Annotated in this window: 23 protein-coding genes; 20 read left to right on the plus strand and 3 right to left on the minus strand. The window is 38.8% G+C overall.

Annotated features, from left to right (window positions below; all coding sequences use genetic code 11):
- Positions 1–37: 37 nt before the first annotated feature.
- On the minus strand, positions 38–526 hold the full coding sequence (locus LXM54_RS22030) for a GAF domain-containing protein (RefSeq protein WP_233317398.1): 489 nt from the start codon (positions 524–526) through the stop codon (positions 38–40).
- Positions 527–736: 210 nt separating this feature from the next.
- On the opposite strand from LXM54_RS22030, the gene refZ reads away from it, so the two are divergent.
- Complete coding sequence (gene refZ / locus LXM54_RS22035) at positions 737–1,360, plus strand: forespore capture DNA-binding protein RefZ (RefSeq protein WP_233317399.1); 624 nt, start codon at positions 737–739, stop codon at positions 1,358–1,360.
- Here refZ and hisJ read toward each other — a convergent pair.
- Positions 1,343–2,146, minus strand: coding sequence for a histidinol-phosphatase HisJ (gene hisJ, locus LXM54_RS22040; RefSeq protein ID WP_233317400.1), 804 nt, complete (start codon positions 2,144–2,146; stop codon positions 1,343–1,345). The genes refZ and hisJ overlap by 18 nt on opposite strands.
- Positions 2,147–2,493: 347 nt before the next feature.
- On the opposite strand from hisJ, the gene ezrA reads away from it, so the two are divergent.
- The 18 genes from ezrA to argH all read left to right on the plus strand — a co-directional run bounded on the left by ezrA (position 2,494) and on the right by argH (position 22,057).
- A complete protein-coding gene (gene ezrA / locus LXM54_RS22045) occupies positions 2,494–4,200 on the plus strand; it encodes a septation ring formation regulator EzrA (RefSeq protein WP_233317401.1) in 1,707 nt (568 codons plus the stop codon).
- Between the two features lie 149 nt (positions 4,201–4,349).
- Positions 4,350–5,492 carry a cysteine desulfurase family protein gene (locus tag LXM54_RS22050; RefSeq protein WP_233317402.1) on the plus strand — a complete coding sequence of 381 codons (1,143 nt, stop codon included), beginning with the start codon at positions 4,350–4,352 and terminating at the stop codon, positions 5,490–5,492.
- Positions 5,489–6,694: a tRNA uracil 4-sulfurtransferase ThiI gene (gene thiI / locus LXM54_RS22055; RefSeq protein ID WP_233317403.1), complete on the plus strand. Its 1,206-nt coding sequence runs from the start codon at positions 5,489–5,491 to the stop codon at positions 6,692–6,694. Before LXM54_RS22050 ends, thiI begins: the two co-directional genes overlap by 4 nt.
- A 114-nt stretch (positions 6,695–6,808) precedes the next feature.
- Entirely contained in the window at positions 6,809–7,015 is a 207-nt protein-coding gene (locus tag LXM54_RS22060; RefSeq protein ID WP_233317404.1) for an alpha/beta-type small acid-soluble spore protein, read from the plus strand.
- A 159-nt stretch (positions 7,016–7,174) separates the two neighbouring features.
- Positions 7,175–8,752 (plus strand): acyl-CoA synthetase MbcS, encoded by a 1,578-nt coding sequence (mbcS, locus tag LXM54_RS22065; protein WP_233317405.1) that lies wholly within the window; start codon positions 7,175–7,177, stop codon positions 8,750–8,752.
- A gap of 100 nt (positions 8,753–8,852) precedes the next feature.
- Positions 8,853–10,460: an amidohydrolase gene (locus tag LXM54_RS22070; protein WP_233317406.1), complete on the plus strand. Its 1,608-nt coding sequence runs from the start codon at positions 8,853–8,855 to the stop codon at positions 10,458–10,460.
- A 104-nt stretch (positions 10,461–10,564) separates the two neighbouring features.
- Positions 10,565–11,494 (plus strand): EamA family transporter RarD, encoded by a 930-nt coding sequence (gene rarD, locus LXM54_RS22075; protein ID WP_233317407.1) that lies wholly within the window; start codon positions 10,565–10,567, stop codon positions 11,492–11,494.
- A 130-nt stretch (positions 11,495–11,624) separates the two neighbouring features.
- Positions 11,625–12,638 carry a signal peptide peptidase SppA gene (gene sppA, locus LXM54_RS22080; protein ID WP_233317408.1) on the plus strand — a complete coding sequence of 338 codons (1,014 nt, stop codon included), beginning with the start codon at positions 11,625–11,627 and terminating at the stop codon, positions 12,636–12,638.
- A gap of 18 nt (positions 12,639–12,656) precedes the next feature.
- Positions 12,657–13,145: an RDD family protein gene (locus LXM54_RS22085; RefSeq protein ID WP_233317559.1), complete on the plus strand. Its 489-nt coding sequence runs from the start codon at positions 12,657–12,659 to the stop codon at positions 13,143–13,145.
- Positions 13,146–13,235: 90 nt separating this feature from the next.
- The gene (locus LXM54_RS22090) at positions 13,236–13,937 is read left to right on the plus strand and encodes a DUF2953 domain-containing protein (protein ID WP_233317409.1); all 702 of its coding nucleotides are present in this window, start codon (positions 13,236–13,238) and stop codon (positions 13,935–13,937) included.
- A gap of 29 nt (positions 13,938–13,966) precedes the next feature.
- Positions 13,967–14,434, plus strand: coding sequence for a GerW family sporulation protein (ytfJ, locus tag LXM54_RS22095; protein WP_233317410.1), 468 nt, complete (start codon positions 13,967–13,969; stop codon positions 14,432–14,434).
- 158 nt (positions 14,435–14,592) lie between these two features.
- A complete protein-coding gene (gene tpx, locus LXM54_RS22100) occupies positions 14,593–15,093 on the plus strand; it encodes a thiol peroxidase (protein WP_233317411.1) in 501 nt (166 codons plus the stop codon).
- A gap of 116 nt (positions 15,094–15,209) precedes the next feature.
- Positions 15,210–16,196 (plus strand): class I SAM-dependent methyltransferase, encoded by a 987-nt coding sequence (locus LXM54_RS22105; RefSeq protein ID WP_233317412.1) that lies wholly within the window; start codon positions 15,210–15,212, stop codon positions 16,194–16,196.
- Between the two features lie 301 nt (positions 16,197–16,497).
- The gene (locus LXM54_RS22110) at positions 16,498–17,688 is read left to right on the plus strand and encodes an acetate kinase (protein WP_233317413.1); all 1,191 of its coding nucleotides are present in this window, start codon (positions 16,498–16,500) and stop codon (positions 17,686–17,688) included.
- 137 nt (positions 17,689–17,825) lie between these two features.
- Positions 17,826–18,656: an EcsC family protein gene (locus LXM54_RS22115; protein WP_233317414.1), complete on the plus strand. Its 831-nt coding sequence runs from the start codon at positions 17,826–17,828 to the stop codon at positions 18,654–18,656.
- A 27-nt stretch (positions 18,657–18,683) separates the two neighbouring features.
- Entirely contained in the window at positions 18,684–19,184 is a 501-nt protein-coding gene (locus LXM54_RS22120; protein ID WP_233317415.1) for a MogA/MoaB family molybdenum cofactor biosynthesis protein, read from the plus strand.
- A 279-nt stretch (positions 19,185–19,463) separates the two neighbouring features.
- A complete protein-coding gene (locus tag LXM54_RS22125) occupies positions 19,464–20,672 on the plus strand; it encodes an argininosuccinate synthase (protein WP_233317416.1) in 1,209 nt (402 codons plus the stop codon).
- Positions 20,669–22,057 (plus strand): argininosuccinate lyase, encoded by a 1,389-nt coding sequence (argH, locus tag LXM54_RS22130; protein WP_233317417.1) that lies wholly within the window; start codon positions 20,669–20,671, stop codon positions 22,055–22,057. The genes LXM54_RS22125 and argH overlap by 4 nt, the downstream gene beginning before the upstream one ends.
- A 37-nt stretch (positions 22,058–22,094) precedes the next feature.
- Here argH and LXM54_RS22135 read toward each other — a convergent pair whose 3' ends face one another.
- Positions 22,095–22,538 (minus strand): universal stress protein, encoded by a 444-nt coding sequence (locus LXM54_RS22135; protein ID WP_233317418.1) that lies wholly within the window; start codon positions 22,536–22,538, stop codon positions 22,095–22,097.
- A gap of 110 nt (positions 22,539–22,648) precedes the next feature.
- Between LXM54_RS22135 and LXM54_RS28090 the strand changes: the two genes are divergently transcribed.
- Positions 22,649–22,783, plus strand: a complete 135-nt coding sequence (locus LXM54_RS28090; protein ID WP_267913463.1) for a hypothetical protein — start codon at positions 22,649–22,651, stop codon at positions 22,781–22,783.
- The last annotated feature ends 15 nt before the right edge of the window (positions 22,784–22,798 follow it).

Genomic DNA, 22,798 nt, shown 5'->3' on the forward strand with positions numbered 1-22,798 from the left:
AACGTTTCGGGGTGTTTTTCGTATGAACTAGAACAAATTAATTTACAAAATCCATTAGGGCAGAAACAAATAATTCTAAATACTTCTTGTCTGTTTCATCAAAGCGGGATTTTTCAGGTGAATCAATATCGAGAACACCTAATAATGTGCCGTCTTCTTTCACCAATGGCACGACAATTTCTGATTGGGAAGCAGCATCACAAGCAATATGTCCCGGGAATTGATGAACATCTTCCACTAATACTGTCTCCTTCTTCTCGGCAGAAGTTCCGCAAACACCTCTTCCGAAAGGAATACGAACACATGCAGGCAAACCTTGGAACGGGCCGAGTACAAGCTCCTTATTATCCTCTGTTAAATAAAAGCCTACCCAATTGACACGATCCAAAAATTGATTCAAAAGAGCAGCTGCATTTGATAAGTTTGCAATTGTATTTGATTCGCCTTCAAGAAGAGCTTTCAGCTGTTTAATTACCAATTCGTATTGCTGTTCTCGATTGCCTTTGTATGTTTCGACGTTAAACAAGCAAATCACCTAACTTTCCTTCTATTATTCTCATTATTTTAGCAGATTAGAGCGAATATGAAAAAGTTTTGTCGACTTTCTTTTAAAGGATTGGCCAATATAATCAAGAAATTTATATAGAGGCTTTTCTTCTATCATTTATGCTGCACAAAAATAATTATTATTCAAACATATATTACTTTGAATAGCAAGAGAAAAGAGGCGATATGGGTGAAAAGAAATTCAAAGGAAGCAATAGTCGAATCTGCGATTACATTATTCAACAGAAAAGGCTACAATGGTACATCTATCAGAGACATCGCAGGCCATGCCAATGTAAATATTGCAAATATTTCCTACTACTTTAATGGTAAGAATGGTTTGCTTGAGTATTGCTTCACTAATTATTTTGAGAATTATATGGCTGTCCTGGAGGAGGTTTTCCGCCATAATTATAGCAGCATGTCGGAAAAGCTGAAGACAGTCGTAAAAGAAATCATTGAATTTCAATGGAAGAATTTACAGTTAACAAGGTTCGTACTCCGAGAAGTATCTATTGATTCCCAAGTTGTCAGGGAAATATTGTCTACTTATTATGTAAAGGAACGCTATTATTTATCAAGCATTTTGGAAAGTGGCATAGAAAAAAAGGAATTTAAAAAACAATCTGTTCCATACAGCATCATTCAGTTAAAAAGCTTCCTTTCTATGCCTTTTCTAAATGCATCGTATATTCAAGAGGTTCTTCATATTTATTTAAATGAACCATATTTCATCAAAAAATACCTAGAGGAAATCGATAAATGGATTGATGAAGTAATTTGCTTTCCGCAGCGCTTAGCCGTTCCCAATTAATAGATGTTGCCCTTGTCCTAAATCCTTGGCTTGGTGGGCATCTGATCCATATATAAGCGGGATTTGCAGACGCACTGCTTCCTCTATCGCCCAAATGGGAGGGTATGTCTCCTCGCATAATGGCTTAAATAATCCTGCTGCATTATAATCCAGCTCAAGCTCCTTTTGTTTCACAAGATGAAGTATTTCCTTTATAGCAAGTGAAAAATCCTGAACCGGAGGGAATTGCTTTTGAAACTTATGGACAAGCGTCATATGTCCGATTCTTTTCGGTTTAAATGGACCTAAATCAGCTAATATCGATTTAGAGAGTGTTTGGAAATAGCATTCATAGATACAATCAACATGTCCATATTTCTCAATCATACTAGCAAATATTTCGGGGCTGTAATCAAGGCAATCATATTTTCCGTGTGGATTTTTTAAAAAATGCACACTCAATACACTGTCATCTAAAAATTTCCCCCACTCTAGCAAGAACTCCATCGTTCCATTCTCATAGCCTTCAATATAATCAATCTCTAGACCAAGATTAATGATCAGTTCCCTGCTGAATTCCGCCTTTACTTCTAAGACATCTTCGACATAAGAAGGCAGCTGCTCCATTGTCATGCTGCTGTCTTTTGTCGGGGCTGCATCCTCAAACCCCTTCGGTAACGGGGCATGTTCCGTGAACGTTATCTCTTTAAATCCTAGGTCTATAGCTCTTTTTATGTATTCTTTTAATCCGTCCTTTGTCCCATGCGGACAATATGGTGTATGAATATGACCATCTCTTTTGTACATGACTCTCACCCTTTCCCAGTATGGCTATATTTATTATACCTTTATTGTTCCGATATACAGGAATGCTTTTTTTAAAAATATTCTATAAATGCTTAAAAACAGACGGAAATCGGACTGAATTTCACTAGGGAGTAAGTGCCGGCAAGATACGGGGAGAACTATTGTTTGCCTTACGTAAATTCACATAAAGAAAAACTGTCTTGGAAAATAACAATTTTCTTTAAAAAAAAAATAAAATATTAGTCAAAAATTGTCGTTTACATGGTATCATAAATACAAATATATAACCTTTACATATAAAAGTATGTTGAAATAAATTTGGTCGGTGTATGAACAGGGGGCTTCAAATGAACTACATAATCGGAGGAGTAGGCATTTTAATCTGCCTATTTGCAGCAGGATATTTTATTAGAAGAAAATATTATGGAACAGTGGATGAGCTGGAAAGCTGGAAAATCGATATAATGAATCGGCCTGTGTTGAATGAGCTTTCGAAAGTGAAAAAGCTTAATATGATTGGGCAAACGGAGGAACTCTTTGAAAAATGGAGAGCTGATTGGGATGGTATCGTGACAGATCAGTTGCCGGAACTCGAAGAGCTTTTGTTTGATACAGAAGAGTCGATTGATAAATATAAGTTCAGAAAAGCAAAAGAGCTTCAGAAAAAAATCCGCGTTAAATTGGAGAGCATGGAGAGCAGCATCGAAACAATGCTTGAGGAGCTTAATAATTTAATTGGAAGCGAAGAAAAGAACAGAACTGAAATTGATGCTTTAAAGGAATCCTATCGAGAAAGCAAAAAGACATTGCTAGCACATAGGCACTCTTTCGGAGAAACAGAAAGCAAAATAGAAGAAATGCTGCAGGAAACTACTGTAAAGCTAAAAGAGTATGAAGAAAAAACGAATAATGGCGATTATTTGGAAGCAAGGGAAATTATTCATGCAATCGAAAAGCTCACTGGCGATATTCGCTACTTGATTGATAATGTGCCTCCGTTGCTTATTGAGTGCCAAACGAAGCTTCCTGAACAGCTGAATGATTTAAAAGATGGATATGCAGATATGCTGGAACAAGGCTTCATTCTTGAACATATCCAGCTTGAAACAGAAGTGAAGGAAATTGAAGTGGAACTGGAAGAAAGCAACAAGCTGCTTGTAGAAGGAAAGATAGAGCAGGTGCAAAATGTTATTGCAGAAGTACAGGAAAAACTGGATCTTCTGTATGACTTGCTTGAAAAAGAAGTAATTGCAAGAAACTACTGGAACAAAAACTTAGATCCTGCTAAGGCAATCCTTGAAGAAATCAGGGAAGGGAACTCTCGCCTTCAAGTAGAGGTATCCTTGCTGCAGAGAAGCTATAATTTGAATGATGAAGATTTAGAGCTGCAGTTCAAACTCGAGAAACGTCTGAAGCTATTATACAAGCAATATGAGGTGCTTGAGCATAAGCTGTTGACAGAGTCTGCGGCACATACGATTTTAAGTGAGGAACTAAAGGTTCTTAAAGAGCAGCTTGAGAGTGCTTCAAAGGAACAGGAGGACCTCTTTGACAAGCTTCATGCCTTAAGAAAAGATGAAGTAGCTGCACATGAAAAAATGACAGAGCTCACAAAGCAAATGACAAATGCTCTTCGGATGGTTGCGAACAGTAATTTGCCTGGTGTTACAGCAGAATACAATGAGCTTGCAGAAGAGACAAAGGAAGCTATGGCTAAGCTTAAAACCGTATTGCAGGAGGCGCCACTTGATTTGCCGACGGTTCAAAGCATGGTTGAAAATGCAGAGCATGTTACACATGCGCTGGTGAATGCTACGGAAGAACTGGTTGAGACGGTTCTGTTGGCTGAGAAGGTCATCCAATATGGTAATAGATACCGCCGTAAATATCCAAAGGCTGAAAAGTCGCTTGCAGAAGCGGAAATGCTTTTCCGTAAGTATCGTTATAAGGAAGCGTTAGAGCAAGCAGCTGCGGCGGTTGAGGAAATTGAACCTGGCAGTATGAAGCGAATGGAAGCTTTGATTGGCGATTTAAGGGAAAAGCAAATGAAATAGAAAAAAGAAGATAGCCCGAGCAAGGCTATCTTTTTTTTGCAGTGCAATTCAAACTATCTTTTTGTTTTTAACGCATAGCTCTATTATATTTTCAAATAATGTTTACTATGATACCATAAAGTGCTGGAGTTCTTAGTTAGGAGGGGCTTATGATATATTTGGATAATAGTGCGACAACAAAGCCGTTTCCGGAAGTGATTGAATCCTATACAGCAGTTGCAGCAAACTATTTTGGAAATCCTTCTTCTTTGCATCGAATAGGGATGGAAGCAGAGAAGCTTTTGATACAAGCAAGGGCTCAAATTGCCGCGTTGCTAGATGTTAAGGAAAGCGAGATTTATTTTACTTCTGGCGGTACAGAAGGAAACAATATGGCACTAAAAGGGATTTCTCGAAGGTTTAAGTCAAGAGGTCAACATATTATCACAACAAGCATAGAGCATGATTCGATAATGAAGGTAATGGAACAGCTGGAGCAAGACGGTTTCTCCGTAACATACCTTCCTGTTAACGAGGATGGGATTGTATCTGTTGAGGATATTAAAAAACATATACAGAGTGATACAATACTTGTTTCTATCATGCATGTTAATAATGAAACAGGCGCAATCCAACCGATTGAAGCAATCGGAAAGTTATTGAACGAATATCCTAAGATATATTTTCATGTAGATGGTGTTCAGGCAATAGGAAAAACGCCTCTTTCATTAAGAGATTATCATATAGATTTATATACAATGTCCGCACATAAATTTCATGGACTAAAAGGCAATGGTATCCTGTTTGCAAAGGACGGAATTAATATTTCTCCATTGCTTGCCGGCGGAGGACAGGAGCGCAATGTAAGAAGCGGAACGGAAAATGTGGCAGGTGCAGTAGCAACAGCGAAAGCTTTAAGAATGCAGCTTGATAACTACAAAAATCAGTTTGGGAAAATGCTTGAACAGAACAAGTTCATCCGTGATCAGTTAGAAAGCATGGATAATGTTGTTGTCCACTCCCCGGTTAACAGTGTTCCGCATATTATTAATTTCTCAGCAAGTGGTATCAAAGCAGAGGTATTGATTCACGCCCTCGAGGAAAAAGGTATTTTTCTGTCGACTACTAGTGCGTGTTCATCAAAGACAAACACAGTCAGCAAAACATTATTGGCTATGGGAGTACCGGAAAATATCGCAGAAAGTTCTTTTCGAATCAGCTTGGCTTATGATAATGAGTTAAAAGATATTCGGGAAGCAATGTCTGTATTAAAGGAAACTATCAACTGGCTAAGAGGAGTAATGAACAGATGAAGTATGATCGTATATTAATTCGGTATGGAGAGCTTTCTACTAAAGGAAAAAACAGAAAAAAATTCGTTGATAAATTAAGACATTCCATTGCAGATGCTTTAAGCAGTTTTCCTAACATCAAAATTGACGGACAGCGTGACCGTATGTATGTCATTTTAAATGGGACGGAAGCAGAAGCTGTCGTTCATTCATTAAGGAACATCTTTGGAATTCAGTCATTCAGCCCTGCTATTAAGGTCGACCGAGATTTAGACTTGCTGAAAGACACAGCATTAGAGCTTGTATCTTCAATCTATAAGGATGGAAATACGTTTAAAGTGAGTGCGCGAAGATCTGATAAGACCTTTTCCCTGGACACAAATGAACTGAACCATTTTTTTGGTTCTCATATTTTGAAAAATATTCCTGGTATAAAAGTAGATGTCAAAAATCCCGATATTACACTGCAGGTCGAAGTGAGAAGTGAGGCAGTGTATTTGTCGAGTGAAAACTTTGCTGGTGCTGGTGGACTGCCTTCTGGTGCGAGCGGAAAAGCAGTTCTTATGCTATCAGGCGGGTTAGACAGTCCTGTTGCAGGCTACTTGTCTATGAAGAGAGGGCTTGAACTTGAAGGGGTTCACTTCTTTAGTCCTCCATTCACTAGTGAAAGAGCTAAGCAAAAGGTTGTCGATATTGGCAATGTGCTTGCTTCCATGAATGGGCGGTTTGTCCTTCACATTGTACCTTTTACAGAGATACAGCAGTTAATTCATAAACAAATACCAGAAAACTATACAATGACTGCGACAAGAAGGCTAATGCTGCGAATCACAGATGAAATCAGAAGAAGGCAAGAAGCATTAGCAATCATTACAGGGGAAAGTCTCGGTCAAGTTGCCAGCCAGACCCTTGAAAGCATGTATGCGATAAATGCAGTTACAAATACACCGATTATCAGACCATTGGTCGCATCTGATAAAGGAGATATTGTCGACATTGCTAAGTCTATTGGAACATATGACATCTCCATCAGACCTTATGAGGATTGTTGTACAGTATTTGTTCCTGCTTCCCCAAAAACAAAACCGAAAAAAGAGAAGGTGGAGTTTTATGAGAGTTTTGTGGACTTTGAGCCAATGATTAAGGAAGCTGTCGACAAAGTAGAAACAATTATACTAACTGGCAAACAGGAAGAAAACAGTCTGTTAGACAGCTTGTTTTAACAGAAAGTAACCTATTTGCTAGTAGTGGTAATAATGTGAACAATTACCAATTAGAAAAAATGAATGAAGTCCATGTGTATTACACATTCTATTATCAACAAGGAGGTGATACACATGGCAAACAACAACAGCAGCAATAACTTAGTAGTACCTGGTGCAGACCAAGCTCTACAACAAATGAAATATGAAATCGCTTCAGAATTTGGCGTTAACTTAGGTGCAGAAACAACTGCTCGCGCTAACGGTTCTGTTGGTGGTGAAATCACTAAACGTCTAGTTCAAATGGCTGAACAACAACTTGGTGGCGGATACCAACAATAATAAAATAATATGGCGATAGAGATGAGGCCTTTGCCTCATCTCTTTTTGCTTATAAATCACTAATTATCTCCTTAGCGAAAATGAAATATTTTAAAAATGAAAGAGTTAGTAGTATAATGACATAAGTATTTTTAAACCTAATCACTAGGGGGAAATGAAATGGGTCGGGAAGAATTATTGGCTCCGGAAATGTATAACTTCGTTTCCGAGATTGAAAAGTTTGCGCAAAACAAAGAAAGGCTTGCATTGCGCTGGCAAAATGAAAGCGGAGATAAGCAAGAAATTACATACAGCCAACTTATGCAGCAGGCAAATAAGATGGGCAATGTTTTTAAGGAAGCGGGCCTTGTAAAAGGTGATGTTGTATTGGTCATTGTACCAAGACTGATTGAAGCGTACCAAGTATACATAGCTGCACTGAAATTAGGGCTTACAATCCTTCCAAGCTCAGAAATGCTTCGGGCGAAGGATCTGCAATACAGGATTACACACGGTGAAGTGAAAGCTGTCATCAGCTATTATCCATTTTTGGACGAGCTTAACAAAGTAGAAGAGCTCAACAGCCTGAAACGATTTGTTATCGGCAAAGAAGCAGATGGATGGAGATATTTAGATGAAGCAGCAGCAGACGCTTCTGATGAGTTGGAGTTAACGATAACAAAAAAATCAGATACAGCATTTATTTCGTATACGTCTGGAACTACAGGTAATCCAAAAGGTGTTGTACATACACATGGCTGGGCATATGCTCACCTTCGTACAGCTGCGCCAAACTGGCTGTGTATTGAAAGTGGCGACTTAGTTTGGGCTACAGCTGGACCTGGCTGGCAGAAATGGGTTTGGAGTCCGCTTCTTTCCGTATTAGGATCAGGTGCAGTCGGATTTGTTTACCACGGCAAGTTCGATCCTCGCAAATATTTACAGCTGCTCGAAGACTATGAAATCAATGTATTATGCTGTACTCCTACAGAGTATCGCCTGATGGCTAAAGTAGAAGATATCGGTTCATTCAAGCTTCCTAGCTTACGAAGTGCAGTTTCAGCAGGAGAGCCGCTGAACAGAGAAGTAATCGATGTATTCAAAGCTCATTTCAATCTTGATGTACGAGATGGATATGGCCAAACAGAAAATACGCTGCTGTTAGGCATTACAAAAGGAGTTCCACTTCGTCCAGGTTCGATGGGCAAACCAACACCTGGAAATATTGTTGAAGTTGTCGACGAAAATGGTAAACCATGTGCAGTGGGAGAAGTTGGCGATATTGCTGTCCATAAAGACACACCTGCTTTATTTAAAGAGTACTTTAAAGAGCCGGAGCGGACTAGACAGCAGTTCAGAGGCGAATACTATATTACTGGCGACAGAGCGAAAAAGGATGCAGACGGTTATTTCTGGTTTGAAGGCAGAAGTGATGATATCATCATAAGCTCTGGCTATACAATCGGGCCATTTGAAGTCGAAGATGCACTAGTTAAACATACTGCAGTAAAAGAGTGTGCTGTTGTCGCAAGTCCAGACCCTATCAGAGGAAATGTCGTAAAAGCATTTATTGTGCTTCGTGATGGTATCGAAGGGACAGATGAGTTAGTGAAGGAATTGCAGACACATGTTAAGACTATGACTGCGCCTTATAAATATCCGCGTAAGATTGAATTTATCAATGAGCTTCCTAAAACAGCTTCTGGTAAAACAAGAAGAGTGGAACTAAGGGATAATGAACAGAAAAACAATGGATAACCGAAATTTCGGTTTATGAAATACCCTATAAGCAAAGAAGGAATAAGCAGCATGTATGCAAAATATATACATAGCTGCTTATTTGTTTAGGAGGAAAAGAATGGGTACTTTATTTTATGGTGGAACAATATACACAATGAAGCAAGAGGGCGAAATGATAGAGGCTGTATATACAGAAGGACAGCTTATAGTCGATTATGGCGATAAACAGACGCTTGAAAAAAAATATAGAAGCAACATAACGGATCAGGTCCATTTAAAAGGTGCTGCCATGCTGCCGGGCTTTGTGGACAGTCATATGCATCTTATTGGACATGGGGAAAGACTGCTTCGTCTCGACCTGTCCGCATGTATTTCAAAAGAAGCTGCATTGCAGCTTATAAAGAAAGCAGGAAAGAAGGCAACAGCAGGTGAATGGATTTTAGGGGGAGGCTGGAATGAGAATATTTGGGATGACAAATCTCCACTCACTAAAGAAGAACTTGATAAAGCAATCCCGAATAATCCAGTTGTTTTGGACAGAATCTGCAAACACGCCATTGCAGTGAATTCAAAGGCATTACAATTAGCAAACGTGACAAATAAGACAGAAGAGCCCTTTGGCGGAGTAATAGAAAGAGATGAAACAGGTGCCATTACTGGGGTATTGAAGGATAAAGCGCAGGAGCTTATTACTAAGGTCATACCTGAGAAAAGTCATGAATATGTTAAAAATGCATTACGTGAAGGCATCAAGGATGCTTACAGACTTGGTTTGACAGGTGCTCATACAGAAGATTTATTTTATTATCACGGTTTTGAGGGAACTCAAACAGCCTTCAAGGAAGTGATAGAAGAAGAGGGGCATCTGTTTAGGGCACATTTGCTTGTACATCATCGTGTTTTTGATGAGATGGTGAAGTCCGGAAATACTTATCAATCTGGGGGAGATTGGGTAGAATTTGGCGCCATGAAAATATTTGCAGATGGCGCATTTGGCGGGAGGACAGCATTTTTAAGCAGACCTTATGCTGATGATCCGTCCACACAAGGTGTCAGCATCTTTACAATGGAGCAGTTAGAGGAGCTAATCAAGAAGGCAAGAGAAAATAATATGCCTGTAGCAGTGCATGCTATTGGGGATGCCGCTTTTGATATGGTTTTACAAATGATTGAGAAGCATCCGTTAAAGGGATACGGCAGAGACAGACTCATTCATGCAACCATGCTGCGTGAAGACTTAATCAACCGTATGAAAGGCCTTCCCCTTATACTAGATATTCAGCCTAGCTTTGTTACATCAGATTTTCCATGGGTGTATGACCGACTTGGCAAGGATAATATGAAATATTGTTATGCATGGAAAACATTGCTCAAAAGCGGACTTCATTGTGCAGGCGGTTCTGATGCACCAATTGAATCCGCTGACCCTCTTGCAGGTATTTATGCTGCCGTGACGAGAACGAATACAGAAGATCTAAGCGGAGCAGGCTATATGCCGGAACAAGCATTATCTGTATATGAAGCAGTAAGCTTGTATACAAAGGGCAGCGCCTATGCTATTTGCCATGAAAAAGACAGAGGCGTAATTGAAAAAGGATACCTTGCAGATTTCACGGTGCTTGATCAAGATTTATTTACAATAGAGCCTAAAGATATCCAGAAAGTACAAGTTGTACAAACTATTATTGCAAGTGAAACTGTATATCAAAAAGAAGAGAGAGATTAAGGAATACTTAATCTCTTTTTCTTTTTTGGAAAATTTCGGGTTGTGTATTATCTGGAATAGAATTATAATATGAAATATTTCGAAAATAGAAAGAAGAGATAAAGATGAAGGATAACCAAATGAAAACGGGAGTGCTGTATGCTGCCATCGCTTACTTAATCTGGGGGTTATTTCCGATTTATTGGAAGAATCTGCAAGGGGTAGGAGCAGACGAAATTCTCGCAAATCGAGTGTTATGGTCTTTTGTATTTATGGTATTGCTAATAACAGTAACAAAGAAATGGAAAAAACTGATTGGAGTGCTTTCCAGTTTCAAAACTAATAAAAAACAAGGCTTGATGCTATTTGTTGCTTCTTTGTTAGTTAGCTGCAATTGGTTTATCTATATTTGGGCAGTTAATGCAGACCAAATTATTGAAACTAGTCTTGGCTATTATATTAATCCTTTAGTCAGCGTATTGCTTGGCATGATTGTGCTGAAGGAAAAATTGACAAAAACACAGTATGTTTCTGTCGGTTTAGCAGCCATTGGAGTAATAATTTTAACCTTTTCCCATGGAAGCTTTCCATGGATAGCTTTGTCCCTTGCATTCACGTTTGGATTATATGGTTTGGCCAAGAAGCTTATTTCAATTGATTCAAGTATAGGGCTCACATTAGAAACATTGTTTATAACACCAATTGCATTAATGTATATTGCTTATTTATTTGTTAAGGGAGACCATGCTTTTCTGGCAGTTTCACCACAATTGGATTTGTTAGTCATTCTTTCTGGTGTGTTAACAGCAGTTCCGCTCCTATTTTTTGCTAAAGGTGCTCAACGAATACCACTATCCATGCTGGGATTCATCCAATATATGACACCAACTTTGACTCTTATTTTAGGTGTATTTGTTTATGATGAACCATTTACAACAACCCATTTATTATCCTTCCTGTTTATTTGGGCTGCATTATCGATTTATTCTTTATCAAAGACAAAGCTGTTTTCTCATGCAAGCAGTGCAAAAGGCAAAAAAAGCGCAGAAATTTAAGAAGGCATATAGAGTCTCTTGCTAGATAAGAATGAACTTATTCTTATAAGCAGACTATAAAACAGAAGAATCTTGAAACATTTATTATAGTCATTCGTAGAAAGTAAGGAGAAGGAGGGATACATAAGCAATGAATAAAAAAAGATGGGCGGCACTTGGAATCGCTGGATTCATTTTTGTGTTTTCAATAATCACAAGCTTTGTGTCGACAGCGTTAACTACTGATTTCAGCAGTGTTTTTTCCGATTTGATGGCAAGCAGTGAAGAGGAATTTGCAGAAACTACGTTGGAGAGTGGAGATGAGTTTAATAAAATAGCTGTGCTTGAAGTGGATGGGACGATTCAGGATACTGGAGATACTCAATCAATCCTTTCATCTGCGGGATACAATCACAAAGCCTTTATGAAAAAGCTTGATAAAGTGAAGGATGATTCCGATGTTAAAGGGATAATTCTTAGGGTGAACTCCCCAGGCGGAGGAGTTGTCGAAAGTGCAGAAATCCATGACAAAATCGTCGAAATACAAGAAGAAACTAAAAAGCCTGTATATGTTTCAATGGGATCAATGGGGGCTTCGGGAGGGTATTATATCTCGGCACCTGCTGACAAAATCTACGCCAGCCAGGAAACGATGACAGGATCATTAGGTGTTATTATGTCAGGTTATAATTTCGAAGGACTTGCTGAGAAGTACGGGGTTGAATTTGTGACAATCAAAAGCGGTCCATATAAAGATATCATGAGTTCTACAAGAGAAATGACAGATGAAGAAAGAGATATTCTTCAGACGATGATTAACAATTCCTATGATGGATTTGTAAAGGTTATTTCAGAAGGCAGAGGCATAAAAGAGGATAAAGTCAGAGAGATTGCCGATGGCCGAATTTATGACGGCAGACAGGCAAAGGATTTGAATTTAATAGATGATTTTGGTTACTTGGATGATGTCATTGCTGCGATGAAAGCTGACTATAAGTGGAATGATGCAATGGTTGTGAGCTATAGCGATTCAGGAAGCTTGGCTTCCATGTTTGGCATGTCAGCAAAAAGTTTGCTTAGCGGAGAAGAGCGTGAGTTGGCCAATATTCTTACAATCGCAACTAATGCAAATTCACCGCGGCTTATGTACTTGTATGCAGAATAGGGGGTCGGATAAATGGATATGGATATAACAAACACAGGAACCGATCAACTCACTGGACATGCTGAAGAACAGGCAAGTACGAAAAATGATTTACATCATTATGCTGGTTTTTGGATGCGGTTTTGGGCGTATATTGCTGATATCATTATCATTACTAGCATACACCGGATTATAATTTATCCTATATTTCGCTTAATGGACTTGTCTACGGAAAACACGGGCCTGTTTTCTGCCGTAAATATTCTGACAGCATTCGTTTTCTACCTGTATTTTGTATTGATGACAAAGTATTTTAAGCAGACGTTAGGAAAAATGATTTTCGGTTTGAAGGTAATTCCCTTGAAGAAAGATCAATTAACGTGGGACACCGTTATTTTCCGGGAGTGGATAGGCAGATTTATATCTGCAAGTATTTTTATTCTCTATCTTCTAGTCGCATTTCTGCCAAAGAAACAAGGCTTGCATGATTTATTTGCAGATACTGCTGTTGTACACGAAAGACGTTAGCATATAAGTTCAAGAGAAACCTGCCTTTATGGCAGGTTTATTTTTTTATTCATTAGCAAATAATAGTAAGGCTGAAAGGATGTGCACAGTGTGAGAGTTATATTCATCATCGGCATCATTATTCTATGCCTTCTTCTTTTGTTTTTACTGCTTTTATTGATGAAAATTACTGTAAGGATACGATATTACCATGCAAAAGACAATGATGATCTCTCTATTGAAATTAGAGTGTTTTTTGGTCTGATAAGAATCAAGAAGAAATTCCCGCTGATTAAAGTAGATGATAACTCTCCTTCTCTTGTTGTTAAAGAAGAAACAAAAGTGAAGGTTGGAGAGGATGGACCTGAACAGAAAGGTGATAAGAAGACAAACCAATTTACAGGCGACGATTTACTTAATACCTTTTCCAACACAAAGGAACTGCTTCAGCATGTTGTAGGCTTTCACCGCATTTTCCGCTATTTACTGTCAAAAGTCCGCATAAAGGATATCGAATGGAGCTCCATTATCGGACTGGGAGATGCTGCCCATACAGGGGCGATAGCAGGAGCTGTTTGGGCGGTTAAAGGTGCGATTATCGGTATCATCAGCAATTATATGAAAATGCAAAATATGCCTCATATACATATATATCCGCAATTCCAGCGCAATGCTTCAGAAACTTTATTTAAGTGTATGATTCGATTTCGCTTAGGGCATGCTATGATTGCAGGAATTAAACTAGTGAAATATTGGAAGGGCGGTATGCCTCATTTAAAAGCAAATAATGAAGCGCCGGCCATCCAAAAATAATAATGAATAACGAAAATGGAGGAATAAACATGTCTGATCATCCAATACAAGGCTTAATGACAACTGCAATGGAAAACTTAAAGGAAATGATCGATGTCAATACGATTATCGGAGACCCTGTTGAAACTCCGGACGGCAGTGTAATCCTTACTGTTTCAAAGGTTGGTTTCGGGTTTGCAGCAGGTGGAAGTGAATTTACTCTTGAAGATCATTCTTTGCATGACAATGGTGTAAGCAAACACCCATTTGGCGGCGGAAGCGGCGGCGGAGTTTCTATTACGCCAATAGCATTCTTAATTGTTAATGGCCAAGGAGTAAAAATGGTTCACCTTGACGAAAGCACACACCTATATGAAAAACTATTGGATTTTGCTCCGCAAGCTGTTGATAAAATTCAGCAAATGTTCTCTAAAAACGGAGACAGCCAGTCAGGTTCCGGACAGCAGCAGCAATCTTCCAGCCAAACTGCCAGCAAGAAGGAAGATATTGAATTTTAATAATAGATAATAGGTCTGAAACCACATTTTAAGGCAGTCTTTTTTAGCCTGTGGAATCAGACTATTATTTTTTTAGCAGACCTTTTCTTTGCAAATAGACCCGTGTATCGCTATGATAAACACATATACATATTAAAATTACGGGAAGGGTGACTTTAATGCCTGCAGTAACATTCAAAAACAACCCCGTCACATTAATTGGCAATGAGGTAAAGGTTGGAGACAAGGCTCCTGACTTTAAAGTGTTGGCAAACGACATGACGGAAATTACGCTGGATAGCTCTAAAGGAAAGGTACGCTTATTCAGTGTCATCCCATCCATTGACACGGGTGTATGTGATGCTCAAACGAGACGCTTTAATGAAGAGGCTGTAAAACTTGATAATGTAGAAGTAATTACAGTAAGTGCAGACCTTCCCTTCGCTCAAAGAAGATGGTGTGCTGCTGCCGGATTGGAAAATGTCATTACTGTATCAGACCATAAAGATCTTTCCTTCGGCAAAGCGTACGGTGTAGTAATGGAAGAGCTGCGTTTGCTTGCACGAGCTACTTTTGTTGTGGATTCAAACGACGTTGTTACATATGCCGAATATGTGGAAGAGGCGAGTAATCATCCGAATTATGATGCAGCTATAGAAGCAGTAAAGGCTGCAAAATAATAAGTGATTTGTGAGTAATCGGGAATAACGCAGAAAGTCTCGAAAGAGTTTCGAGGCTTTTTCTGTGCGGGATTAGTAAAAATTAACTTAACATATAGGAAAGATAGGTGAGAGGCATGAAAATAAGTCCTGTCGAACAATTATTTACTATTTTTAATGAAACAGCTACAGTGCTTCAAGAAGAACTGCACTGTACCTATTTAGAAGCGTTAGCTGAAACGGGAGAAAATATCTTCCAGGAAGCAATCTTGCAGGAAGAAATTAGCGAGATTGCAAAGAAAAGACTTGCTAAAAGCTATGAGACCATTTCGCTTTCAGCATTCAGCAAAGAGGATATCCGTAAAAGCTTTCAGTTGGCAATCTTAAAAGGCATGAAAGAAAACACACAGCCTAATCACCAGATGACACCAGATTCAATTGGAATGTTTATTGGTTATCTTGTGCAAAAGTTCTATACAGAAAAAGAACTGCGTCTACTAGACTTGGCTGTAGGCACAGGCAATTTGTTAACATCTGTCATTAACCAACAAGGTGACAAGCAAGCAGAGGCGATTGGGGTAGACATCGATGATTTACTTCTTCAGCTTGCGTATGTCAATGCGAATCTTCAGGAACAGCCAATAGAGTTCTTTAATCAGGACAGTCTTGAGAAATTGTTCATCGATCCAGTGGACATTGTTATAAGTGATCTGCCAGTAGGATACTATCCAAATGATGTTGGTGCAAGTGAGTATGAGCTTAAGGCAGACAGCGGTCATTCTTATGCCCATCATCTTTTTATCGAGCAGTCCATCAATCATTTAAAACCTGGTGGATTTGGATTTTTTATGGTTCCAAATGGATTATTTGAAAGTGAACAGGCACCTAAACTTCATGCTTATTTAAAGGATGCCGTTCATATTCAAGCAATCATGCAGCTTCCATTGACATTATTTAAAAATAAACAGGCAGGAAAAAGCATTTTGATATTGCAGAAAAAAGGAGATACTATAAAGGCACCGAAACAAGTGCTCCTTGCAAGCATTCCAAGCTTCTCTAATATGCAGGCAATGGAAAAAATACTCGGCCAGGTTGAACAATGGCTGACAGAAAACAAGCAGTAAAAAACAGACCGTAACGCCAAAAGTACACGTATACCTGTTCTATAAAAAAACAGCATTTGTACTAATACAGTCTGACACTATTATATAAAAGTTTTTCCTTGTTTTTTGGACAAATTCACGAAAATAACAAAAAAACAAGAAAAAAACAAAGAACTGTATCAATATAACTTGAAATGTTTGTGACACAATGTTTAAATGAGAAATTGAGAGATATTTGTCCAGTAAGGTTATTATATGAAGCTGTTCAATGTCAGATTAGCACAATAAAATGTTGTTATATAAAAGGGGAGTAAAATACTTTATGGCAAAAATTATTGCGATCAACGCAGGAAGTTCTTCACTTAAGTTCCAGCTGTTTGAAATGCCAAGTGAGGACGTAATCACAAAAGGTCTTATTGAACGAATCGGTTTAAATGAGGCAGTATTCAATATTTCCGTTAATGGTGAAAAAATCAAAGAAGTGACAGACATTCCTGATCACGAGGTAGCAGTTACTATTCTTTTGAATAAGTTGACAGAACTTGGAATCATTAAGTCATTAGATGAAATTGAAGGTATCGGACACCGCGTTGTACATGGTGGAGAAGAGTTTGCTGATTCTGCTTTAATTACAGATGAAGTTATGGAGAAGATCGACAAGCTGTCTGAATTGGCTCCACTGCACAATCCAGCTAACTTGACTGGAATCCGTGCATTCCAAAACGTTCTTCCAGATGTGCCGGCTGTTGCTGTATTTGATACTGCTTTCCACCAAACAATGCCTGAAAGCTCTTATCTATACAGTCTTCCTTATGAATACTATGAAAAATACGGTATTCGTAAGTACGGTTTCCATGGAACAAGCCATAAATATGTTTCACAACGCGCTGCAGAAATGCTAGGCCGTCCAATTGACCAGCTTCGTTTGATTTCTTGTCACTTAGGTAACGGAGCAAGTATCGCTGCAATCGAAGGCGGTAAATCAATTGATACTTCTATGGGCTTCACACCGCTTGCTGGTGTAACAATGGGGACTCGTTCAGGTAACATCGACCCTGCCTTGATTCCATATATCATGGAAAAAACAGACCAATCTGCAGATGAAGTACTGCAAGTATTGAACAAAAAAAGCGGATTGCTAGGAATTTCCGGATTCTCAAGTGACCTTCGTGATATTACAGAACAAGCTCAATCTGGAAATGACCGTGCTGAATTGGCATTGACAGTATTTGCTGAGCATATTCATAAATATATTGGTTCTTACGCTTCTGGCATGAACGGTGTAGATGCAATCATCTTCACAGCTGGTATCGGTGAAAACAGTGAAGTTGTTCGTGCACGAGTGTTGAAAGGCCTTGAATTTATGGGAGTTTATTGGGATCAATCACTAAATAAAATTTCTGGTGAGGAATCATTTATTAACTATCCTCACTCACCAGTAAAAGTTATGGTAATCCCAACAAATGAAGAAGTTATGATTGCACGCGACGTTGCAAGAATTGCAAGTGTGTAAGCTGTATTAAAAGGGAAAGACAATCTTTTGTAATTGCAAAAGATTGTCTTTTTTTATGTATGGATACAATGCTAGTGCCTGGCCAAATGATATACTGTAAATACTAAAGGCTTTGGTAACTTGAAAGGAGCTGTATTATGCTGACATTTAGAGAAGAAGAAGTACTTAAGGAGCTATCTGAGTGGGAGAGAGAACTGCTTTCATATGAAAAGAATGATATGGTGAGTTTATATGAAAAGTATGTGAAAAAAAGCATGTCATATATAGAAGAAAGCAAGTGGCAGGATATTTATGCAGTTATTGATAATTCTTTATTTCATGCATATACGATGCTTTTAAGTTCCAGCCTTCACGAAAATGCAAATGAGCGAATGCTGTCAACCGCTAGAATATTTAATGAGAATATTACGGAAATAACGGATATGAAGTCTTTAACAATTGATCAACTCCACTTTATTGGGCAGCAGCAAATGGCGAAACACCGTTTGTATGCCTGTTTTCAAGGCAGTATTACAGGAACTGGCGGTGTTGCAGCGGCAGCTTCTGACTTTTTGGGACTGATGGCAATCAATATAAGATTTTGTCAGCAAATATCTTCCTTGTTTGGTTCACCAGGCAACACTCCTACTGAAATAATGACTGCATTAAAGGTTCTTCATGGTGCATGCCTGCCAAAAAGACTTCAAGGCAAGGCTTGGGCAGAATTAATGGAAGAGCTGGGACGACCGAACAATTATTTTTATGAAGGAACAGAAAACGTTGCAAGTTCGGAAGTGGCAGAGGTCATGTTGCAGCAGACTATGAAAATGTTTTTTATTTTTCTATTTGGTAAAAAGACATATAAGAAAATGCCTTTTGTCAGCATGTTTATCGGTGCGGGGGCCAATTATCAGTATACGAAAAAGATAACAGAATTTATTTATAAGTTTTACCAGCGCCGGTATCTGTATGAAAAGCTGCAAAGTTAAGCAGAAAATAAAGGAGAGGAAGCAGGTTTGAGCATAAATACTCATAATAATAAGAATTATACTCATATTAAGTGCAAAGTAATTACAGTGAGTGATACAAGAACAGAGGCTGATGATAAAAGCGGAAAGACAATAATGGAATTGTTGGAAGCGGCAGGCCATTATACAGCTAATTATGTGATTGTCAAAGATGAAATAAAGGAAATTCAAACAGAACTATTGAAAAATACAGAAGCACAAGCAATTATTTTGAACGGGGGAACGGGGATTTCTCCAAGAGATGTCACAATTGAAGCAGTCGCACCATTGTTAACAAAGGAAATAAGCGGGTTTGGTGAGCTTTTTAGGATGATTAGCTATACAGAGGATATTGGAGCAGCAGCTATGCTGTCAAGAGCAATTGCCGGGACGGTTGGCGAGCGTGCAGTCTTTGCAATGCCAGGTTCAACAGGAGCTGTAATGCTTGGAATGAAGAAACTTATACTTCCAGAGCTCAGCCATGTCATCAGTGAACTACATAAAAAATAAGGAACATTTGAATAAGATTTTGCATAAAAGGGAGGAGAGCCTCCTTTTTTTTACGGTTTTTTTTTATAACCGGCAATGAAAATACTGATGTGACAACAAATACTTTTAGACGTCCTGAGTGTATGTATAGAGGCATTATTATAAATATAAATATTTTTGTATTTTTATAGAATAAAAGCTTGAAATTCTCTTAAAAAGTTGCTAAAGTGTTTAGTATAGTTTTTGAATAAAAATATAAATAAATGAATAATTATTCGTATATATAGGAGGAAAACGCTCATGGCGAATCCAAAAGTTGTATTAGCATATTCAGGTGGTTTAGATACATCCGTAGCAATCAAATGGCTACAAGATCAAGGTTTTGATGTAGTTGCTTGCTGTCTTGATGTTGGAGAAGGTAAGGACTTGAAATTTATTCAAGAAAAGGCTCTAACAGTTGGAGCTGTTCAATCATATGTAATTGATGCAAAAGAAGAATTTGCACAGGATTTTGCTTTGATAGCGATGCAGGCACATACATTATATGAAGGAAAATATCCGCTAGTTTCTGCACTTTCAAGACCGTTAATTGCAAAAAAACTTGTTGAAGTGGCAGAAAAAGAAAATGCAGTAGCTGTTGCACACGGATGCACAGGAAAAGGAAATGACCAAGTGCGTTTTGAGGTTTCTATCCAAGCTCTTAACCCGAACTTAAAGGTGTTGGCGCCAGTGCGCGAATGGGGTTGGTCTCGTGAAGAAGAAATCGAATATGCGAAAGAGAAAAATATTCCGATTCCAATTAACTTAGACAGCCCATTCTCTATTGACCAAAACTTATGGGGACGCAGCAATGAGTGCGGAATTTTAGAAGATCCATGGGCGGCACCGCCGGAAGATGCATATGATTTAACAGTAAGTCTAGAAAATGCGCCTGATACGCCGGACATTATCGAAATAGACTTTAAAGAAGGTATTCCAGTCAGCATTGACGGCATTTCATACAAATTGTCTGATTTAATCCTTGAGCTGAATAAATTGGCAGGTAAGCATGGAGTAGGACGTATTGATCATGTAGAAAACCGCCTTGTTGGGATTAAATCACGTGAGGTTTATGAGTGCCCTGGTGCTATTACACTTATCCAAGCACATAAAGAGCTCGAAGACATTACGCTTGTAAAAGAAGTTGCTCACTTCAAGCCAGTTATCGAAAAGAAAATCACGGAAGTTATTTATGAAGGCTTATGGTTCTCTCCAATAACAAATGCTCTTCAGGCATTCCTGAAAGAAACGCAAAAGAATGTGACAGGAACTGTACGTGTTAAGCTATTTAAAGGTCATGCAATCGTTGAAGGAAGAAAATCTCCTAACTCCTTGTATGATGAAAAGCTGGCAACATACACTTCAGATGATGAATTCGATCATGCAGCTGCTGTTGGCTTCATTAAACTATGGGGGCTGCCAACAAAAGTGCAAAGCATTGTGGAAAACAGCAAGAAGGTGACAGTGTGAAGAAATTATGGGGAGGCAGATTTACAAAATCTGCAGAAGAATGGGTAGACGAATTCGGCGCATCCATCTCCTTTGATCAAGAGCTAGTCTTAGAAGACATTGACGGAAGCATTGCCCATGTGGCAATGCTTTCTGAAACAGGAATTCTAAGTGTAGAGGAAGCGGAAAAAATCAAAGCTGGATTGCTTCTATTAAAAGAAAAAGCAAACAAGGAAGAGCTTGAGTTCTCTGTTAAATTGGAAGATATCCATCTTAATCTTGAAAGCCAACTGACAGAACTGGTTGGTCCTGTTGGCGGCAAGCTTCATACTGGAAGAAGCCGTAATGATCAGGTTGCAACAGATATGCATTTGTATTTGCGCAAGCAAGTAAAGAATATCATTGCTCTTTTAGAGGAGCTTCAAGGTGCGTTGCTCGAAAAGGCGGAAGCCAACATCGAAACGATTATGCCTGGGTATACACATTTGCAAAGAGCACAGCCTATATCCTTTGCTCATCATCTGATGGCTTATTTTTGGATGTTTGAACGAGATAAAGCGAGATACAAGGAAAACTTGAACCGCATTAATGTCTCGCCGCTTGGTGCAGGAGCATTAGCAGGGACAACTTTCCCTATCGATCGTTACAGAACTGCTGAACTTTTGGATTTTGAAGGTATTTATGAGAATAGCATGGATGCTGTCAGCGACCGTGATTTTATCTTGGAGTTTTTATCTTCGAGCAGTATCTTAATGATGCATCTATCTAGATTCAGTGAGGAAATCATTCTTTGGTCAAGCCAGGAGTTTAAATTTATTGAACTGGATGACAGCTTCTCAACAGGAAGCAGCATCATGCCGCAGAAGAAAAATCCGGATATGGCAGAACTAATCAGAGGAAAAACAGGCAGAGTCTACGGTAATTTAATGGGATTGCTGACTGTCTTAAAGGGACTTCCTCTTGCTTATAATAAAGACATGCAAGAAGACAAAGAAGGAATGTTTGATACTGTCAAAACAGTAGCAGGTTCTTTGAAGATTTTTGCTGGCATGGTTCAGACGATGAAGGTTCAGACAAATGCAATGGAGCAAGCAACAAAAAATGACTTTTCTAATGCAACAGAACTGGCCGACTATTTATCAGACAAAGGCATGCCGTTTAGAGAAGCACATGAGGTTGTAGGCAAATTAGTGCTGCACTGTGTGCAGAAACAATGCTTTTTGGCAGATTTGCCGCTGGATGAACTTCAAGCTGCAAGCCCGCTGTTTGAAGGAGATATTTACGAGGTGCTCAATCCAAGAACGGCTGTACAAAGAAGAAACAGTGCAGGCGGAACTGGATTCCAGCAAGTCGAACAAGCTATTAAAAAAGCAAAAACATGCCTTGATTCTTTTGCGAAGGCATAATTTAAGAGAGGCATCCGTTGGGATGCCTCTCTCTTTCTTATATTCCATTTCTTACAATAAGCACATCACATGGCGCATTGCGGGCAATTCCCTCAGAAACACTGCCGATAATAAAACGTTCCACTGTATTCAAACCAGTAGCGCCGCAAATAATCAAATCGGCATCATATTTCTCGGCAATATCCCTTGGAATAACAGCTCTTGGTGATCCGAATTCAATTGCTTTCTCCACATTTTCTACACCGCCTTGGGCTGCCTTCCTTGTATACTTTTCCATTATTTCTTTGGCAAATTCGTCTGCTTTCGAAGCAACAGATTGATCAAATGCTGCAACTGTAGCGAAAGAACGTGTGTCAATAACATGTGCTAAAATAAGCTTTGCATTATTTTCTGCTGCAATAGATACAGCCTTTTCAAAGGCTTTTTCTCCTTGCTCCGAACCGTCGACAGCAACAATGATTTTCTTATACGTTAACCCCATATTAACACCCTCCTATTTCTTCTATTTAATTATATACCCTCCTATTGCATAACATTAACTTTAATAAGCAAAAATAAAAAAGCATTTCAAAACAGGAGGGGACAGCCATCATGAGGGAAATAAAGGGAAACCCGAACTTTGATTATGATGAAAATGGTCATTTGGAAGTTACGGCACAAGTGATGGACGCCTATAATGACGGCGCCATTGACAGCTTGATTATCCGCAGCCAAGAAGAGAAATAAGCAAAAAAACTGACT

Source organism: Bacillus sp. Au-Bac7, assembly GCF_021341655.1.
GTDB lineage: Bacteria > Bacillota > Bacilli > Bacillales > Cytobacillaceae > Niallia.

Bases quoted from the DNA above. Each gene is read 5' to 3' on its own strand.
- hisJ (WP_233317400.1), bottom strand. From the start codon at position 2,146: ATGTACAAAAGAGATGGTCATATTCATACACCATATTGTCCGCATGGG.
- ezrA (WP_233317401.1), top strand. From the start codon at position 2,494: ATGAACTACATAATCGGAGGAGTAGGCATTTTAATCTGCCTATTTGCA.
- LXM54_RS22050 (WP_233317402.1), top strand. From the start codon at position 4,350: ATGATATATTTGGATAATAGTGCGACAACAAAGCCGTTTCCGGAAGTG.
- thiI (WP_233317403.1), top strand. From the start codon at position 5,489: ATGAAGTATGATCGTATATTAATTCGGTATGGAGAGCTTTCTACTAAA.
- LXM54_RS22060 (WP_233317404.1), top strand. From the start codon at position 6,809: ATGGCAAACAACAACAGCAGCAATAACTTAGTAGTACCTGGTGCAGAC.
- mbcS (WP_233317405.1), top strand. From the start codon at position 7,175: ATGGGTCGGGAAGAATTATTGGCTCCGGAAATGTATAACTTCGTTTCC.
- LXM54_RS22070 (WP_233317406.1), top strand. From the start codon at position 8,853: ATGGGTACTTTATTTTATGGTGGAACAATATACACAATGAAGCAAGAG.
- rarD (WP_233317407.1), top strand. From the start codon at position 10,565: ATGAAGGATAACCAAATGAAAACGGGAGTGCTGTATGCTGCCATCGCT.
- sppA (WP_233317408.1), top strand. From the start codon at position 11,625: ATGAATAAAAAAAGATGGGCGGCACTTGGAATCGCTGGATTCATTTTT.
- LXM54_RS22085 (WP_233317559.1), top strand. From the start codon at position 12,657: ATGGATATAACAAACACAGGAACCGATCAACTCACTGGACATGCTGAA.
- ytfJ (WP_233317410.1), top strand. From the start codon at position 13,967: ATGTCTGATCATCCAATACAAGGCTTAATGACAACTGCAATGGAAAAC.
- tpx (WP_233317411.1), top strand. From the start codon at position 14,593: ATGCCTGCAGTAACATTCAAAAACAACCCCGTCACATTAATTGGCAAT.
- LXM54_RS22105 (WP_233317412.1), top strand. From the start codon at position 15,210: ATGAAAATAAGTCCTGTCGAACAATTATTTACTATTTTTAATGAAACA.
- LXM54_RS22110 (WP_233317413.1), top strand. From the start codon at position 16,498: ATGGCAAAAATTATTGCGATCAACGCAGGAAGTTCTTCACTTAAGTTC.
- LXM54_RS22115 (WP_233317414.1), top strand. From the start codon at position 17,826: ATGCTGACATTTAGAGAAGAAGAAGTACTTAAGGAGCTATCTGAGTGG.
- LXM54_RS22125 (WP_233317416.1), top strand. From the start codon at position 19,464: ATGGCGAATCCAAAAGTTGTATTAGCATATTCAGGTGGTTTAGATACA.
- LXM54_RS22135 (WP_233317418.1), bottom strand. From the start codon at position 22,538: ATGGGGTTAACGTATAAGAAAATCATTGTTGCTGTCGACGGTTCGGAG.
- LXM54_RS28090 (WP_267913463.1), top strand. From the start codon at position 22,649: ATGAGGGAAATAAAGGGAAACCCGAACTTTGATTATGATGAAAATGGT.